This window comes from Cupriavidus sp. HY129 (genome assembly GCF_059492215.1).
Genome location: NZ_CP083256.1, coordinates 12,765 through 28,269 on the forward strand (window position 1 = coordinate 12,765; position 15,505 = coordinate 28,269).

Sequence of the window (15,505 nt, forward strand, 5' to 3'; positions counted from 1 at the left end):
CATGTTTCGAATCAGAGCCATCCAAGCCGAACACGGCGACGCGCTGCTCGTCAGCTACGGCAACCCGGACCGGCCTCGCCATGTGCTAGTCGACGGCGGACCCGCTGGCACCCGGGAAGCGCTGCTGGCCGTACTGAAGCCGCTATGCGTCAACGGCCGGCTTCGACTGGAGGCTCTGGTGGTGACGCATTATGACCTCGATCACATCGAGGGGATGATCGAACTGCTGAGCGACCCGCCCGAGTGGCTCGACATCGCGGACGTATGGTTCAACGGCTATCAACACCTGCGACAGGCAGACAGGCTTGGTCCGAGTGAAGGCGACGCTCTGTCGAAGTTGATCCGGCGCCGGAATCTTCCCTGGAATCACGCGTTTCCGGATAGGGGCACGATCCAACAATCGTGTAAGGAGGTCATCCTTGAAGGCAAGCTACAGGTGCGGGTGCTGTCACCAGATGCCTTGGCGCTGAAGAAGCTGTCGGAGGAATGGGCGAATCCCGAGTTGCCGCCGACGGAGCCGCCCGCAGGCCCCGGTGACCGACTGGGACGCAAGGACCCTTGGCCCCCAGGAGACTTCTCACAGTTGTCCAAGTCAAAGTCCCGGTCCGATAGCTCCACTCCCAACGGCAGCAGTATTGCTCTACTACTGCAGTTCGGCGACAAGCGCATGTTGTTGGCCGCAGACGCGTTCGCCGAAGTGGTGAAGGCTGGGCTCGCGGTCCATCACTCGAAGCAAGAGCCGATCGATCTGCTCAAGGTGTCTCACCATGGCAGCAAGGCCAATACTGACCTGGATCTCCTGACGTCCCTCCGGTGCTCGCGATTCTTGATTAGCACGAGCGGAAAGAAGTACCGGCATCCCGACAACGAGCTGATCGCGCGGCTGATTGCCAAAGGCAAGCACCCAGAGATCTTCTTCAACTACGACGTGCCGCACACCTCGAGATGGCGCCTCAAACCGGAAGGGTGGCCGAGCTTCAAGCCCCTCTATCCGATGGCCGGCGAGCAGTTTGTCGAAGTTTCACTCTGAAGCCCACGGGACCAGTCTCCCCCTTCGATCGTAATCGGGGAACGGCCGCTTCGGCTAGGAACTGACTGACTCTTCGGGTCGACTGGCGTCAGCTGAATGGAAGGCGGCGGTCGGCGCAACCCATCTCCGCCGTTCGCTTTTCTGACGAGCGGACATCGAGCCGAAACAAGAGTCAGGTTGCCAGCAGCATTGGACTGGAGCCGCAAAGTCAACTCTTGTCTGGCTTCGCACATTCAAAGCGGAGGACGTTTCAGTCCAACCCATCGCTGCACGGAGGGCCTCTCCCACTGACGCGCAGCGTAGTCCATTAACCTTGTTGGTACCGGATCGCCATTCAGGATGAGGCGATTCAGCATTAACGCCAAATCTGTGTCGGCGATGCACCAAGCCCCAAAGAGATTTGGCGCATCTCCAGAGAGCAAAGCCTCGGCCGCACGAAACAACTTCTGCACCGCTGCATGGGCCGCAGGGGTAAGCGCCGGTCCGGACACCCCGTAGAACACCACCTCAGTTGAGCGTTCCTGTCGGATGGGCATCAGATCGCTGCGGAGCCAGGCTTGCACCTGGCGTGCCCTCGCGCGAAGATATCTGTCTTGGGGATATACGGGCGTTTCCGGAAAAGCATCGTCAAGGAACTCCGTGATTGCTGACGATTCCGACAAAGCGAAGTCCCCATGCATCAGCGTGGGTACGCGCTGGGTCAACGACTTGGCTGTATAGCTCTCGTCATAGTTTGCACGACTGCCGAGATCCACAGTCGAAAGTTCAAATGGCAATCGCTTTTCGTGAAGAGCCACAAAAGCCGACATGGCGTAGGGGCTAGCAAACTGAGCATCGGCATATAGGCGAAGACTATTTTCCTTCAACGTGATCTCCTTGGCGGGTCCGCTCGTGCGGAGCCTTGATGATATACGGCGAGTGACCGCTTCGCGCTGACAATGTGGAGGGACCGCTTATGGCCGGGATGGGGCGTTTGTTTCGTCATGCTACGATCCTCCGAAACGGACGGGGGGGACTATGGCAACAGAGACCTACGGGGGATACACCATTCGAGGCTTTGCGAAGCCCATGGGGGACGGCTCGTTCGAAGCTTCGGGGGCCGTAGAGAAGGGCACCCAAGTGCTGGAGACCTCCGATCCGATTGGCTTCTACCCGAGCTTCCAGCGGGCAGTCGCGGAAGGCCTCGTCTGGGCGAGGGCGTGGGTTGATGCTCATGTCTGAAACCTGAACTCCACCAGGCTCACTCACGGGTTGGCGATCCATGAGCCGGGGCCGTGGATCTGCTCCCACAGCGATCGGTAACTCCGCGGGCGTCGGTGCTTAGACCGGTGTTCGCGTAGTCTGCCCAGTCACCATCCGCGCTGGGACGGCGCTCGATGCCCTCGGCGATAACATTCGCTTCACTGCAGTCGGGGCGCACCGAGGCCTGCCGGTACGTACCGCGCAATCTCAGGCAACACCCGGGCGAGCAACTGGGCATTGAGCCGCCCGATCTCGGCACGCTGTACGCGCCTTATGATGTCACATCGACACGCTGGTCGAGCACAGACCTGCGCGTATCGGGCACTCGGCTTCGGCGCGATGACGGAGCATCAGCGCCGCTATGTGGTGCGCTGGTTCAAGGGCGATCTCGGGCAAACAGGATCGCAATGGCTTGCTGCGGGATCTCAAACGGTGGCTGTACGAACATCGCATTCTGCTGCAGCGCGATCGCACGCTGCGGCAACCGGTCGCGTTCAGGTGGCCGGGGAAGTCGAAACCACGCTGACCGGCGAGTTGACGCAAACCTTCGCGCACAACGTCATGGTACAGCTCGTCGGAGCCCGTTCGAAAAAACCTGGATTGTCTGCGACGGCTCACCTGTGATACAAGATAGCCGCACGTCTGGCGCAGGCCGGTGGCGTCATCTACAACTAGTCTTCCTTGGAACATTCAGAACATGGCAACAGGTACCGTCAAGTGGTTTAACGATGCGAAGGGTTTTGGTTTCATCACGCCGGACGACGGCGGCGATGACCTGTTCGCGCACTTCTCCGAGGTTCAGGGAAATGGCTTCAAATCACTTCAGGAGGGCCAGAAGGTCAGTTTTGAAGTCAAGCAAGGCCCCAAGGGGAAACAGGCAGCGAACATCAAACCGCTGTAAGTTCTCCGCGCAGCAAACGCGTCCTGCCAGGGCAGCGATCGGGCCGATGCGTGATCGCTGTGGGTCTGGAGTAGGGCGTCGAAAGGGGGCGCGTACTCCTCGCCTTTGCTCAGCGCTCGAGAAAGGGCCTCAACTTGTCAGCACGACTGGGATGCATCAGCTTGCGCATCGCCTTGCTCTCAATCTGACGGATCCGCTCGCGGGTCAGGTCGAACTGCTTGCCGACCTCTTCAAGCGTGTGGTCCGAGATCGTATCGAGCCCGAATCGCATCCGCAGGACCTTGGCCTCGCGCGGCGATAACCCGTCGAGTGCCTCATCGATCGCGGCGCGCATGTTCGCGTGAATCACGGCCTCAGCCGGTGAACTCGCAGAGACATCCTCAATCATGTCGCCGAGCGTCGCGTCGGCGTCGTCGCCCACAGGGGTCTCGAGCGAGACAGGTTGCCTCGCGATCCTGAGGATACTGCGCACTTTTTCCTCGGACATCTCCATGCGCTCGGCGAGGACGGAGGGATGCGCTTCCTGTCCCGTCTGTTGCAGGAATTCGCGCGAAATCCGATTCAGCTTGTTGATCATCTCGATCATGTGGACCGGCACACGAATGGTTCGCGCCTGATCGGCAAGCGCACGCGTGACAGCCTGCCGGACCCACCAAGTGGCGTACGTCGAAAACTTCCAGCCGCGCCGGTATTCGAACTTGTCCACCGCCTTCATCAGGCCGATATTGCCTTCCTGGATTAGATCCAGGAACTGCATGCCGCGGTTCACGTATTTCTTGGCGATTGAAATGACAAGACGAAGATTCGCTTCGATCAGTTCTCGCTTGGCCTGCCGCATTTTCAACTCCGCGGCGCTCATCTGGCGGTTGATCCGCTTGAGCTGCTGGAGCGGCAGCGAGACCCCGGCCTCGATGTCTATGAGTTTCTGCTGGCCGGCCTGAATGGCCGGCAGATGTCGCTCGAGCGCTGCGCCAAACTGCCGCGAAGTCGCCGCCAGATGGCTGGTCCATTCAAGGTCGGTCTCGTGGCCCGGGAACGACTCGACAAACGCCTCGCGTGGCATGCCGCAACGGTCGACGGCGATCTCCAGGATGCTGCGCTCGATTGCACGAACCTCGGTAACCTGTTCGTGCACACTGGCACACAGGCGGTCGATAGTCTTGGCCGTAAAGCGGATCGGAGCCAGTTCACGCTGGATCTCCAAGCGCAATTGCGCAACGGCTGCGGAACGGGCTTTCCCAGTAACGGGTGCATCCGGCAACTGCTCGAACAGTACACGCACGCGCGCGAAAATCGCAAGACTGTCGATCGTGAGTTGTTCGAGGCGGGCTGCGTTCGCTTTCTCCGGATCCGCGGCGTCCGTTTCAGCGTCATCACCATCCGGGTCATCGTCGGAGGCGTCTGCTTCCACTTGAACGTCATCGGACTCTAGCGCCATTTCGCTTTCGTTCACGTCGTCGCTGATGCCATCGACCAGTTCGTCGATACGCAGTTCGCCGGCAACGATGCGGTCCGCATCGGCAAGAATCGTGGACACGACTGACGGACACGCGGCGATCGCCTGAATCATGTCCTGCAGGCCGCCTTCGACGCGTTTTGCGATCTCGATTTCGCCGGCGCGAGTCAGCAGTTCACTGGCGCCCATTTCTCGCATGTACATCCGGACCGGATCAGTAGTGCGGCCGAATTCGGAATCGACGGTCGACAGTGCAGCTTCCGCTTCCTCATCCGCCTGATCGTCGGATGCCGCGGCAGGCGCGGCATCGCTTAACAGGAGCGTCTCCGCGTCCGGCGCCTGCTCGTACACGGCCACCCCCATGTCGCTGAATGTGCTGACGATCGTCTCCATCGCAGCAGTTTGCGTAAAGTTGTCGGGCAGGTGATCGTTGATGTCCGCGTGGGTGAGATAGCCGCGCTCACGGCCAAGCGCGATCAGCGCGCGCATCTGGCGTTGACGCTCCTCGTCCTGGCGCGCCATGGACGCGATGTCCAGCGGTGTTGCGACCGCCTGGATCTTTCCTTTTGGAGAGCGGCGGCCGGTCTTTGACGTGACCGCGATCGTGCGGGATGCTGAATCGTCGCGAACTGGATTTGCCAATACACTCTCCTCGACAGGTTGGCCGACGATCGTCGCGGACATGACGGCTGTTCAAGCCTGTCGGGGTGCGAACGAAATCGTGGAATGACGCACGGACAGTCGAGGTCAGAATGCCTCTCGCGGAATCCGGTGTGCGCAGAATGGGGGAATTTTGAATAATACCGGACGACGTTGTGCGCCGCAATATGCGGTGGGTAGTGTTGCCTCGTCGAGGAAGGTCGAAAGATTCTCCTGTTCTCGCAGTTCACCAGCATGCTCGAGCTCGTTGCCACCGCGCTCGACGAGGCGCATATCCCGTATCGGTGCTCACGGGCGATACCATCACCTGTTTCGCGAAGGGCACGTCCGGAAATCGTCCGGACCGGCACCGTGCACCTTCGGACACAAGCACTCGGCGAGCTCAGCATCCTCCCGCGATTTCAGCGCTAGTCGCAGGCTGCCGAGGCTCAGGCCTCCTCCGGCTGCGATCAAATCGAAGGCATCGACGCTGTCAGAGCAGAAGGCGCCACCTTGAGCACGCAAAAGAGATCTTTGAGCTGCTCCGGTAGAAAGGCCCGTGGCTAGGTACGACTACACTGGCCGTGCTCGTCCCCATGCGGGTCTGTTGGGGCGGGGCAGAGCATCAAGGCGTGACTCGGGGAGCTGAATCTGATCTCGGCTTCACCAAGGCTGCCTGGCGATGCGTTACTCCGACCACACCGCATCGACATCCCTTGTTAGGTGTCCCGCGAGGATGTAATCGCCAAGCCTGGCCGCCTTTGCCTCCAGGCGCTCTAGCTCACCCGTTGGCAGCTTGCTGAGCTCAAATTGGCAGTAAAGATTGCGCTGACGGAAGGTCAACTTCGGGCGAATCAGCCCGCCAACGAGCGCCGCCGGGGAGCTAACGGCAATGCTCTCATGGCCGCGATACTGGACGTGTACACCGAGCTTTTCACCCCGCCTGCCAAGCTCAATCGCATCTTGCCAACCAGACTCGTAGTTCAAATCCACGACCGTTACTCCCTCTGTTTCCAGGAGCTTCAGCGCCTCGCTTTTCGTCCCAGCCAGAGCTGTCGCCATTTTCTCCTCCACTACATACAGGGCGTGTGGCTATTCGCGCTTCTTCAGCCCTGATCCATATTGCATAGCAGCATTGTAAGCGGGGAGCGGCCGTCTTTGTCAGGTCCCGTCATGGGAGCAGGTTGAACCGAGCAATATGCTGGAGGTCCGCGTCTGGGCACGGGAGCCGCGGAACGGGGGAAGCGGGGGAAAGATCATAGGCGCAACACGCAGCCGCCCGCGCCAGCCGCTGCCACGGCAATGTGACACCGAACAATGCACCAGGATCCAGCCACAGGCGCCACACGCCAGGAAGCCACAGCTTATCAACCAGTTCGCGGCTTCGGCCGCGACGGTCGTCTGCTTTTGGGCTAAAGCTGACTGACTACCGAATTCGGCGCACCGCTTCGAGAATGGAATGCCCCTGACTTGTCAGGCGAGGATAGGCATTGCCGCTGGCATGACCATGTTCCATCGTGACCAGCTTGTGAGCCAACAAGGTGTCCAATTGCTCAGGTTCGAGGTCGTCGATCTCCTCCTCGTCGCCGAGCAGCAGTAGCGCGGCGATCTCATGCGGGCTTAGCATATGTCGGCCTCCGTTGTCGTGGTTTGGAAAAACGAACTACTACTACTGCTGCCGCGAGATAGATTCCCCAGTCGACAATGTGGACAGTGGCCGGGGCAATGGTGGATTGGTGCGAGGAGGGCGGGGAAGCGTACACCGAGCGGCCACAATAAACTTCTTTGTCGCCGGCATCAAGCCAAAAGAATGCGGCAACGCAGCAGCATGAAGCAACGCAACCAGGCGATGTTGCGCGCACCTACCATCGGCGGCGTGCCGATCATCTCCGACCCTCTGTTCGGAGCCTATGTGGAAGAGCGGTCAGGCACGCCACTACGGCCTGATCATGGTGACCCCTCGCTCAACTCGAGCGTCGCGCGATTGGCTACCTCGTGATGCCCCCGGCTGAACGCCGGAAGGCGGCGCCGAAATGATCGAGAGTAGCGGTGTCCGCTGCGCAGGCTAGCAGCAGAGGAAGGGGTGGGCAACGACGTGAGAAGCCGGCGCGAATGATGAGTCGTTTCCGCCAATTGCGCCAGAGCGCCGTATTGGCTCAATCGTGATGCCGCTTTTTGGCCGCCGCTAATTGCGCCAGGCTGCCAAAGGCGTCGCGCCCACAAGGACAAGCCAGACCGCTATTAGGTACGCCAGCCCTGCGGTTATACTCCGCTCTCCACAACTAACGGGTAATCAACATGGTCGCAGCAACTAAAAGAACTGTTCTTGCAGAGGCAGTCACGAAGAAAAGGTCTGCCGCGAAGAAGATGACAGTGCCGACGAAAAAGGCTAGCGTGCTCGCCCGTGAGGCTCAGGCAGCGAAGAAGCGCTTGCTGAAGTTGCGCGCCGACACGAAGAAGGCAATTGAAGCGGCAAAGCGCGAAATTGCCCAGGCCGTGGAAGCCGCAAAGGCCGCGGCCCGCTTTGAAAAGCAAGCCGCAAAGGACAAGCTCGCGGCGAAGAAGGCCAAGGCTGCAGGCGCCAAGAAGGCGACGAGCAACAAAGCTGCCGCAACGAAAGAGGCCGCGAAAAAGGCCGCACCCGGTATCAAGGGCAAGGTCGCCGCGAAAGCAGCGCCGAAGGCGGCAGCAGTGAAATCCGTGACGAAGAAACGGGCTTCGGCGAAGAAGGTGGTTCCAGCTGTAGCTTCGCCTGAAGCGTCGGTGTGATCCTTGCATCGGCTGGTAACGCCTATCCGCAACCAGCCGATTGGCGCAAGGTAGGAGCACTGCTGAGGAAAGCTGAGGCCCGACAAACTTTGTGCTGACAGCTTTCCCCCTTCCAATTAGGCCTCTAGCTCATGCCTGGTTCGAGCAGCGGACTCATCCGTTGGTGCCGTGTTCGACTCACGGGAGGCCCACCATTCAACCGCAGATGCGCAGCGGCGACTTCATCGTGAAGCCTTCGTTGTATGCGGATCGCTTGCGCCGAGCTCCATTACATCGCCCAATGGGATTTCACGCCGCCGAGCGTACCTATTTCTGCGAGCTACGGCTTTGGGGCGAATGGCCGCCATTCCTGGGGAGGGCGATATCTTCGTGTCACTTTATTCGCCGCCGACCGCTGTCACAGGCCCATACGAATATTCATTAAAGTGAATGGAATGTTAAGTTCCGTATGAAGGTAGAGAACGAATACCTTGCAGGCCGACTTTAGAATGCGTATAAGTCAAAAGCGACTGAACAATTGGAGGCGAAGATGGCAACGTATCAAGAATTGATGGCGCGGAAGCAAGCGTTGGAAGCCCAGCTCGAAGAGGCGCGTTCAACTGAGGTCGCTGGCGTCATCGAGCAGATTCGCGAGCTGATGACTCGGTATGAGCTGTCGCCGGAAGACGTGGCGCCGCGGCGTCGTCGGGGCCGGCCTGCCGGTACAGCGTCCGCTGCCACCGAGAAAGCGCCGCTGCCGCCGAAGTATATGGATCCCAAAACCGGCAAGACCTGGTCGGGACGTGGCCGGACGCCGGCTTGGCTGGGCAAGCGGCCCGAGCGTTTCCTTATCCAGCAGGAATGAGCTGTTTGCAACGCCAATGTGAGCGGGTCGGGGCAGGCAACTCGTCATGGGAATGGCCACCCCGCGGCGGACCGCGCAACACACGCGGTCAAATCGGGCGATGACCGAAAAAAGACGGCTCTCGACCGGTAGCAGAGAGCCGCAGAACGTCCATGAAGAAATCGGGAAACTTGTGGAGTTTCCCGCGCCCAGTATCGCCCAGTCGCCCCGCACCAGGCAATCGGCCTGCCCACTGTTGCGCACGGGCTCGCTTTACCCAAAAAAGAGCCCGCGTCACCAGGGCGGCGAAGCGGGCGGTAGCAGGACTACCCAGGCATGATATGACGTCGCAAGAAACGCTTAAGTCTGAATTAGTCCGAATTTAACGCGCTTTTTTCAGCAGAAGGCTCCCGCGTCTTACTAGAATGGAGCGGTCATCACTTTTGCACGTGGAAGTGATCAATTGAGCCTCTTTCGATACGTGCCTTATGCGGCCCTCTTGGGGCGACGCATCAGGTTGGTCGCCGAATAATGCCGCGGCTTGGCTTTATGGACGGTCGAGCCTCCGGAATGCGTTGAAGTGTCGCAGCGCCTTCTGGAAGTGGCCCAGTTCCTGATGCAAACGCGCTGCGTTGTAGTGGGCATCGGCGTCGTCCGGTGCAAGTTCGATGCATCGCTCGTACGCTGCCAGAGCTGACTGCGGGGCGCCGACATCCTCGCGTGCAACCCCCAGGTTGAAATGCAATTGCGGCGCGTTCGGAAGGACGGACAACGCCCCCTCATAGAGCATGATGGCTTCGTCGAATCGTTGTTGGTCTGCCAGCATGCACCCAAGGTTCAGGTAGGCGTTCAGCATTCCTGGCGAGATCTCTAAGGCGCGTCGGTAGGCCGCTTCAGCCGCATTGGCGTCGACAGGTTCAAGTGCATAGGCTTGCGCAAAGGATTCCTCGGCGGTCGGTTCGTTGGCACGCATTCGCGTTAAATCAACGACTCGCACATCGGCTTCATCCGGCCCGAACTCGATCAGCCGTTGGCCGCTCTCAACCAGCCACGCGCCGTGCCGGTCCCATGCCGATACGTTGCCGCTGCTTGCGGAGATTCGCAGGGCCGATAGGTGTCGGTTCGGTGTGAGCCGTTCGAGACGACGCAGCGCCCGCAGAATCCGTGCAGGCGCAACGCTCGACCTGTGCAGGGATTCGGCGGTACGAATCAGAACCACGTCCCGAAAGGAGAAGACGTACTGGCCGCGTGGGCCTCGTGCAGGCGTGACCAGCCCGGCGGCTACCAGGCTGGAGATCAGCCGGCGCGAAGCGCCCAGGCGCGTCTCCAGCTCGCGCCTGGTCAACCCTTCGCCGTGGCTCATGCCGACTTCTTAGTGGTGCGTCGGATCGGTGTCGGCTCGGAAGGCGCTGTGCCCCGCTTACCGGCTCTGCGAGTTGATGGCTCGGCGGCTTTGGCTTTTGTCGCGGGCAGCCCTTTCTTGGACAGACTCGCGCGAAGTGCATCCATCAGATCGATGACCTGCCCGCCGGCGGTGACTTCAACTGGTTCGGGCGATACGATCTGCTTGCCGGCGATCTTTGCGTCGATGGCGGCGAGAATCCTGACTTTCTCCTCGTCCTTGTACTGGGCCGGATCGTATTGGTCTTCCGAGGCTTGCTCGATCAGCTGGATCGCCAGCTTTAGCTCCGCATCTGAGACTGCCACTTCCTCGATATGCAGTTCGGCGATGTTGCGCACTTCATCCGCGAACAACAGTTGCTGGAACACCAGGCCGCCCTCGACCGGTCGGATCTGCACGATATGCGATTTGCCTTTCGAGGCCCACTTCGCAATGGCACAGCGACCGGTCTTCGACATGGCTTCGCGTAAAAGGCTGTAAGGCTTACCGCCGCGCTTATCTGGAGCGATGAAGTACGCCTTGTCGAAATACAGCGGATCCACGCTGCGCTCGGGAATGAACGCAACGATATCGACCATGTGGCTGGCACTCTCTTCCAAGGCTTTGAGTTCATCGGGGGAGAACGTCACGAAGCGGTCTTTCTCAAACTCGTAGCCCTTCACCATGTCTGCACGGTCGACAACCTTTTGGGTCTGCTCGGAAACGTACTGTTGTTTCAGCCGTGCGCCTTCTTTGCTCAGTAAGTTGAAGCGCACAGCAGAGCTTGTCTCGGTGGCGGTGTAGAGTTTGACGGGGATGGACACCAGGCCGAAAGACAGCGACAAAGAGGCGAGGGATCGTGCAGGCATTGGATACTCCACAGCGCAGATGCGCCAGCATTTAGCTTAATCGTTCGATGGCTGCGGTCAAATTTTGGGGTGCCTCCCAGTAAGACTGCCAGGGATCCGCCACTTGGAAACTGAGGTATTCGCGGGCATCGCGGATAGTCCACTGTGCGCCACTTTTCAGCTTGGTAAGCTGCTCCCAGAACACCGGCATGGAGACACCGAGTCCTGGCCGCGCTCGCGCCGAGAACGCGGCTGCGGTGGTCTGGGAGAAGCCATTGCGCAGATAATCCACAAAAATCCGCCCCTTGCGGTTAGCCGCCCCAGAGCGGGCGGTGAAGCGCTGGGGCAGAGTGGCCGCCAAGTGTTTGACGGCGGCACGCGAAAACGCCTTCACTTCGTCGTAGGAACGCTGCGGCGCCAATGGCACGACGACGTGCAGCCCCTTGCCGCCGCTCGTTTTCAACCAGGACTGCAGCCCCAGCTCATCCAGCAGCGTGTGCACCAGCATGGCGGCCTCGATCATCGTCTCCCATGCAATCCCTTCGCCAGGATCGAGGTCGAAAATGACTCGATCCGGACGATCTATGTGGTGGGCCGTCGAATTCCACGTATGAAACTCAAGCACATTCATCTGGGCAGCGGCGACGATTGCGTCTGCCGAATCAGCAGTGAGTAATGCGGCATGGCCGGGCCAAAGGGACGGGAGCTGCTCGGTGAGGCCAGGCATCGCCGTTTCCGCGTGCTTCTGAAAGAAGGTCGGGGCATCGATGCCCTCCGGCGCGCGCACCAAGGATAGCGGCCGATCCTTGAGGTGGGGCAGCATCCGCTCCGCCACGCTCGCGTAGTAGCGAACCAGCTCGACCTTCGTGATGCCTGTGGATTTGTCGATGACACGGTCCGGATTGGAGACCTTGATAGCGCTGACGCCGTGCGGCGTCACGGCAGTCTGGATCGCCTCTCGCCGGGTCGACTTAGCCGGATGATCGGCGCGCAGGCCCTTGAACGAGGCTTGGCGTACCTGGCCTTCAGGGGTCCACTCGGAAAACTCGACTTCTGCAACGAGGGTCGGTTTCACCCAACGTACAACGCCTTCCCGGCCTCCGCCCCATCGCCGGCTGGAACGCGCCTCCGTCGAAAAGGGACTTCGCTCAGTTTCCAAGGTGGTCAAGCGTCTTCTGAGTTCTGTTGCCGTCGCGCTGTCCCAGCCGGTTCCAACGCCGCCGACGTAACGGAGTTCTCCATCCGCATATACGCCAAGCAATAGCTTGCCTACCTCGGCTGTTGCACCACTGCGGTCCGAAAACCCGCCAATCACAAACTCCTGGCGCAGTTTGCATTTGGCCTTCAGCCAGGTCTGGGTGCGTGCGGAAACATAGGAGGCGTCGGCCCGCTTGAACATCAAGCCTTCGAGACCGAGCTGGCACGCCGCCTGGAAGATCTGCACTGGGGAAGCATCGAAGGCCTCGCTAAAGCGCACCCGTTCGGAGCGATCTCCGACAAGCTCCGCCAGCTTCGCGCGCCGCTGGGTCAGGGGCACATTGCGCAAATCCCGGCCTTCCCAGAAGGGTAGGTCGAAGCCGAAGAAGACGATTGCGTCGTTGCGATGCCCATCGATTGCGTTCTGCAAGGCATTGAAATCCGGCATGCCATCGCGAAGCACGACGATCTCGCCATCCAGCCAGCCTTCCGAGATGTCTAGCGTCTCGATCTCTGCCGCCAGGGATCCCAGCTTGCGCGTCCAGTCATGGCCATTACGAGTAAAGAGCGCTACTCGGGCATCCTCGATTCTGGCCAAGATTCTGTAGCCATCGAACTTTGTTTCGATGACCCACCCGGTACCAGTCGGAAGTGCGGGTGCCGGGGTGGCGAGCTGCGGCCCGAGCTTTGCCGGCAAGGGGACGAGCGGGGCGTTCACGATGGCGGTATCGGACGCCATTTCAGTAGAGCCCGTCGACGCTTGGGTCAGCGCACCCAGCGGTTTTTTGATGACGCTATCCGGGAAAGCTGCCAACACGTCAAACTCTGCCAGCGGTCGCGCCCAGGCATCTCGCTTCTTGAAGAGGAACCACTGCTCTGAGCTGTCGCCGGGCTTGGCGATGCGTACCAGTTCCCAACGGCCGGCCAACTTTTCTCCGTAAAGTTCAAAGAGCAACTTGCCTGCGGCCATACCTTCACGCGGATCGCCGATTGGCTCCCACGTGCCACGATCCCAGACGATCACCGAGCCGGCGCCATACTGTTTAGCCGGGATTTCACCCTCGAAGTTGATATAGTCGAGCGGGTGGTCCTCCACATGGACCGCGATACGCTTTTCGCTGGGATCGTAGCAAGGCCCCTTGGGCACCGCCCAGCTGAGCAGCACGCCATCGAGTTCGAGCCTGAAATCGTAGTGCAGCCGCCGCGCCCAATGCTTCTGGATCACGAAACGCAACTGTTCGGCATTCTTGCGCCGTTTTCGTGTTCCCGCCGGCTCTGGGGTGACGCTGAAGTTGCGCTTCTTCTGATAGCGGTCGAGGTCGGGCAACCGCTCCGCGGTGCGCGCTCTAACCTTTGACATCCCTGGTGTCGTTGCCATAGGCGTTTCGCATCCGGATCGCTCCCTTCCGTGGACGATCCGCTTGGCCCCTCTGTCTTTATGCCAGCATCGTCCCGGAGCCAATCGCTGCGTCCCAACATAAGTTAACTATGCGGCACCTACCTCAACCTTCCGTCGGTCGCCGCGTGGCACTACATAAACGTTTGACATGTCGGCTCCTCGGGTTGCCATATTTCTGCAGTCTAGGCCGCTATCTCAATGCCCTGTAGAAGGCAGCGTCTTACACGTCCACCCGGAAGGCCTGCCTTGCAACCGGCATGCTCACCCGTTAAGGGCGTGCCCCTGCAGGGTCAGGCCGCCGCCACTAGAATGGCTTCTTTAGCCACAACGCCACGGTGACAGCGATGTGCTATTCCGCGCAGATTCACGCCAGCTATCGAAAGTACGTTCGGGAATTCGGGGCCTCTGACAGTTTTGAGCATTTTGTCGAACTCTTCTGGGAGAAGCGCAGAGACGGCGGCTGGTCCAAACTGCCTAAAGCAATGCGTGCCGTCTGCCACGAACGACAAGGAGCGCGCTGTCGCCGACCTTGTTGCGGCGGGTGACAAAGATCAGGCGATAGCCTTGGAGACGGAGCTGTTCCAGCAGAAGACACGGCTGACTGCCGCCGAGCGCGCATTGGCAGGCAAGCCGACAAAGAAGGCGGAAAACGATCAACGCGTCGCGACTGACAAGATCGCGAGGGCGCAGCGCAATCTAGCAGACCTGCAGCGAACTGATTTGCTGGATCGAGACTCGCGTATTTTCCCGGGCCACTACGCGCCCGTGATGGTGGTGCAGGATGGCCAGCGAGTTGTGATCCCGATGCGCTATCAATGCAGGATGCCGGGGTGGACGCCCGCGATGGAGCGACAGAAACCCGGTACATACAACGCCAGACGCGACAATTTGAAGAAGGCATGGCGACAGCTATACGGCTATCGACACGGCATCATGATCGTCAATGCTTTCTACGAAAATGTCGCACGGCATCGGATGGAGCAGCGAGAGCTGGCACCTGGCGAGCAGCAAGAGAGCGTGGTTTTGGAGTTCAGGCCCGAGCCGCAGCAGGACATGTTGGTGGCGTGTCTATGGTCGATCAGCAAAGGAGGAGAGGGCGAGGCCGATCTCTATTCCTTCGCTGCCATTACCGACGAGCCGCCCGCTGAGGTGTCGGCCGCAGGGCATGATCGTTGTATCGTGCCAGTCAAGCCCGAGCATGTGGAAGCCTGGTTGAATCCCGACGCGAAGAACTTGGCCGCGCTCGATGCAATCCTGGACGACCGGAACCAGCCCTACTACGAGCACCGGTTGGCAGCGTAGGGAACGAAGAATCCCGATTCCATGTCGTAGAATCGCTCACCTCCTGGCAACTCAGGGTCATTGATGCGTGTTGGCCGACCGATACCTGCTCCTCCTCAGCCCCTCTGCGATTACTGCGGCGGGAAGGCGGTTCTTGCCCGCGTGGGAGAAGAGGCATACCCGTATTTGGAGGACCACGGGCCTGTGTGGATCTGCTCCCCGTGCCAGGCGTGGATCGGCGTGCGTGCGCGAAGCAAGCAACACACCCCGCTTGGAAGATTGGCCGACGCGGCATTGCGCGAAAAGAAGAGCCGACTGCACGATGCCCTCGATCCGTTGGTCACTGCGAAGATGCGGCGCGACGGTGTCAATGCCTTTGAGGCGAGGGGCAAGGCAATGAAGTGGCTGATTGCATCGCTCCGCATTCCAGTCGACAGTCCCAGCATCCATGCCCTTTCGCTTGAGCAGTGCGAACAGGCCATCCAATGCATCGCCGAGTTCCAGGCCTCACGTGGGCGAGAGCCTTCGGGTTCCTGATG

14 protein-coding genes and 1 pseudogene are annotated in these 15,505 nt (G+C 60.1%); 8 read left to right on the top strand and 7 right to left on the bottom strand.

Annotated elements, in window-relative coordinates; translation table 11 throughout:
- Position 1 precedes the first annotated feature (1 nt).
- The gene (locus K6G35_RS28965; protein ID WP_058697642.1) at positions 2 to 1,030 is read left to right on the top strand and encodes a ComEC/Rec2 family competence protein; all 1,029 of its coding nucleotides are present in this window, start codon (positions 2 to 4) and stop codon (positions 1,028 to 1,030) included.
- A 233-nt stretch (positions 1,031 to 1,263) separates the two neighbouring features.
- Here K6G35_RS28965 and yfcF read toward each other — a convergent pair whose 3' ends face one another.
- Positions 1,264 to 1,896, bottom strand: coding sequence for a glutathione transferase (yfcF, locus tag K6G35_RS28970; RefSeq protein WP_081050239.1), 633 nt, complete (start codon positions 1,894 to 1,896; stop codon positions 1,264 to 1,266).
- A gap of 715 nt (positions 1,897 to 2,611) precedes the next feature.
- Between yfcF and K6G35_RS28975 the strand changes: the two genes are divergently transcribed.
- Both K6G35_RS28975 and K6G35_RS28980 read left to right on the top strand, forming a co-directional pair.
- Positions 2,612 to 2,896 (top strand): hypothetical protein, encoded by a 285-nt coding sequence (locus K6G35_RS28975; protein ID WP_143010703.1) that lies wholly within the window; start codon positions 2,612 to 2,614, stop codon positions 2,894 to 2,896.
- Positions 2,897 to 2,969: 73 nt separating this feature from the next.
- Positions 2,970 to 3,173: a cold-shock protein gene (locus K6G35_RS28980; protein WP_013954359.1), complete on the top strand. Its 204-nt coding sequence runs from the start codon at positions 2,970 to 2,972 to the stop codon at positions 3,171 to 3,173.
- A 109-nt stretch (positions 3,174 to 3,282) separates the two neighbouring features.
- Here K6G35_RS28980 and rpoD read toward each other — a convergent pair whose 3' ends face one another.
- The 3 genes from rpoD to K6G35_RS28995 all read right to left on the bottom strand — a co-directional run bounded on the left by rpoD (position 3,283) and on the right by K6G35_RS28995 (position 6,895).
- Positions 3,283 to 5,313: an RNA polymerase sigma factor RpoD gene (gene rpoD / locus K6G35_RS28985; protein ID WP_171514463.1), complete on the bottom strand. Its 2,031-nt coding sequence runs from the start codon at positions 5,311 to 5,313 to the stop codon at positions 3,283 to 3,285.
- Positions 5,314 to 5,955: 642 nt separating this feature from the next.
- A complete protein-coding gene (locus tag K6G35_RS28990; RefSeq protein WP_058697644.1) occupies positions 5,956 to 6,330 on the bottom strand; it encodes a hypothetical protein in 375 nt (124 codons plus the stop codon).
- Positions 6,331 to 6,694: 364 nt separating this feature from the next.
- Positions 6,695 to 6,895, bottom strand: a complete 201-nt coding sequence (locus K6G35_RS28995; RefSeq protein ID WP_081050240.1) for a hypothetical protein — start codon at positions 6,893 to 6,895, stop codon at positions 6,695 to 6,697.
- Positions 6,896 to 7,096: 201 nt separating this feature from the next.
- Here K6G35_RS28995 and K6G35_RS29000 point away from each other — a divergent pair, with 201 nt between their 5' ends.
- From K6G35_RS29000 to K6G35_RS29010, 3 genes are all read left to right on the top strand, one after another.
- Entirely contained in the window at positions 7,097 to 7,267 is a 171-nt protein-coding gene (locus K6G35_RS29000; protein ID WP_158577657.1) for a hypothetical protein, read from the top strand.
- A gap of 299 nt (positions 7,268 to 7,566) precedes the next feature.
- Positions 7,567 to 8,037, top strand: coding sequence for a hypothetical protein (locus K6G35_RS29005; RefSeq protein ID WP_058697645.1), 471 nt, complete (start codon positions 7,567 to 7,569; stop codon positions 8,035 to 8,037).
- 529 nt (positions 8,038 to 8,566) lie between these two features.
- A complete protein-coding gene (locus tag K6G35_RS29010) occupies positions 8,567 to 8,881 on the top strand; it encodes an H-NS histone family protein (protein ID WP_058697646.1) in 315 nt (104 codons plus the stop codon).
- A 526-nt stretch (positions 8,882 to 9,407) separates the two neighbouring features.
- Here the strand turns inward: K6G35_RS29010 and K6G35_RS29015 are convergent.
- The 3 genes from K6G35_RS29015 to ligD are packed head-to-tail and all read right to left on the bottom strand — an operon-like array spanning position 9,408 to position 13,664.
- Positions 9,408 to 10,223: a tetratricopeptide repeat protein gene (locus tag K6G35_RS29015; protein ID WP_058697647.1), complete on the bottom strand. Its 816-nt coding sequence runs from the start codon at positions 10,221 to 10,223 to the stop codon at positions 9,408 to 9,410.
- Entirely contained in the window at positions 10,220 to 11,110 is an 891-nt protein-coding gene (ku, locus tag K6G35_RS29020; protein ID WP_058697648.1) for a non-homologous end joining protein Ku, read from the bottom strand. The genes K6G35_RS29015 and ku overlap by 4 nt, the downstream gene beginning before the upstream one ends.
- A 31-nt stretch (positions 11,111 to 11,141) precedes the next feature.
- Positions 11,142 to 13,664, bottom strand: coding sequence for a DNA ligase D (gene ligD, locus K6G35_RS29025; protein WP_058697649.1), 2,523 nt, complete (start codon positions 13,662 to 13,664; stop codon positions 11,142 to 11,144).
- 365 nt (positions 13,665 to 14,029) lie between these two features.
- Between ligD and K6G35_RS29030 the strand changes: the two are divergent.
- Positions 14,030 to 14,987 (top strand): annotated as a pseudogene (locus tag K6G35_RS29030) (SOS response-associated peptidase family protein).
- A gap of 63 nt (positions 14,988 to 15,050) precedes the next feature.
- A complete protein-coding gene (locus K6G35_RS29035; RefSeq protein WP_058697662.1) occupies positions 15,051 to 15,503 on the top strand; it encodes a zinc-finger-containing protein in 453 nt (150 codons plus the stop codon).
- The last annotated feature ends 2 nt before the right edge of the window (positions 15,504 to 15,505 follow it).

Coding starts and splice junctions, on each gene's coding strand:
- K6G35_RS28965 (WP_058697642.1), top strand. CDS start 2: ATGTTTCGAATCAGAGCCATCCAAGCCGAACACGGCGACGCGCTGCTC.
- K6G35_RS29005 (WP_058697645.1), top strand. CDS start 7,567: ATGGTCGCAGCAACTAAAAGAACTGTTCTTGCAGAGGCAGTCACGAAG.
- K6G35_RS28990 (WP_058697644.1), bottom strand. CDS start 6,330: ATGGCGACAGCTCTGGCTGGGACGAAAAGCGAGGCGCTGAAGCTCCTG.
- K6G35_RS28995 (WP_081050240.1), bottom strand. CDS start 6,895: ATGCTAAGCCCGCATGAGATCGCCGCGCTACTGCTGCTCGGCGACGAG.
- K6G35_RS28975 (WP_143010703.1), top strand. CDS start 2,612: ATGACGGAGCATCAGCGCCGCTATGTGGTGCGCTGGTTCAAGGGCGAT.
- K6G35_RS28980 (WP_013954359.1), top strand. CDS start 2,970: ATGGCAACAGGTACCGTCAAGTGGTTTAACGATGCGAAGGGTTTTGGT.
- K6G35_RS29035 (WP_058697662.1), top strand. CDS start 15,051: ATGCGTGTTGGCCGACCGATACCTGCTCCTCCTCAGCCCCTCTGCGAT.
- ligD (WP_058697649.1), bottom strand. CDS start 13,664: ATGGCAACGACACCAGGGATGTCAAAGGTTAGAGCGCGCACCGCGGAG.
- K6G35_RS29010 (WP_058697646.1), top strand. CDS start 8,567: ATGGCAACGTATCAAGAATTGATGGCGCGGAAGCAAGCGTTGGAAGCC.
- K6G35_RS29000 (WP_158577657.1), top strand. CDS start 7,097: ATGAAGCAACGCAACCAGGCGATGTTGCGCGCACCTACCATCGGCGGC.
- ku (WP_058697648.1), bottom strand. CDS start 11,110: ATGCCTGCACGATCCCTCGCCTCTTTGTCGCTGTCTTTCGGCCTGGTG.
- K6G35_RS29015 (WP_058697647.1), bottom strand. CDS start 10,223: ATGAGCCACGGCGAAGGGTTGACCAGGCGCGAGCTGGAGACGCGCCTG.
- rpoD (WP_171514463.1), bottom strand. CDS start 5,313: ATGTCCGCGACGATCGTCGGCCAACCTGTCGAGGAGAGTGTATTGGCA.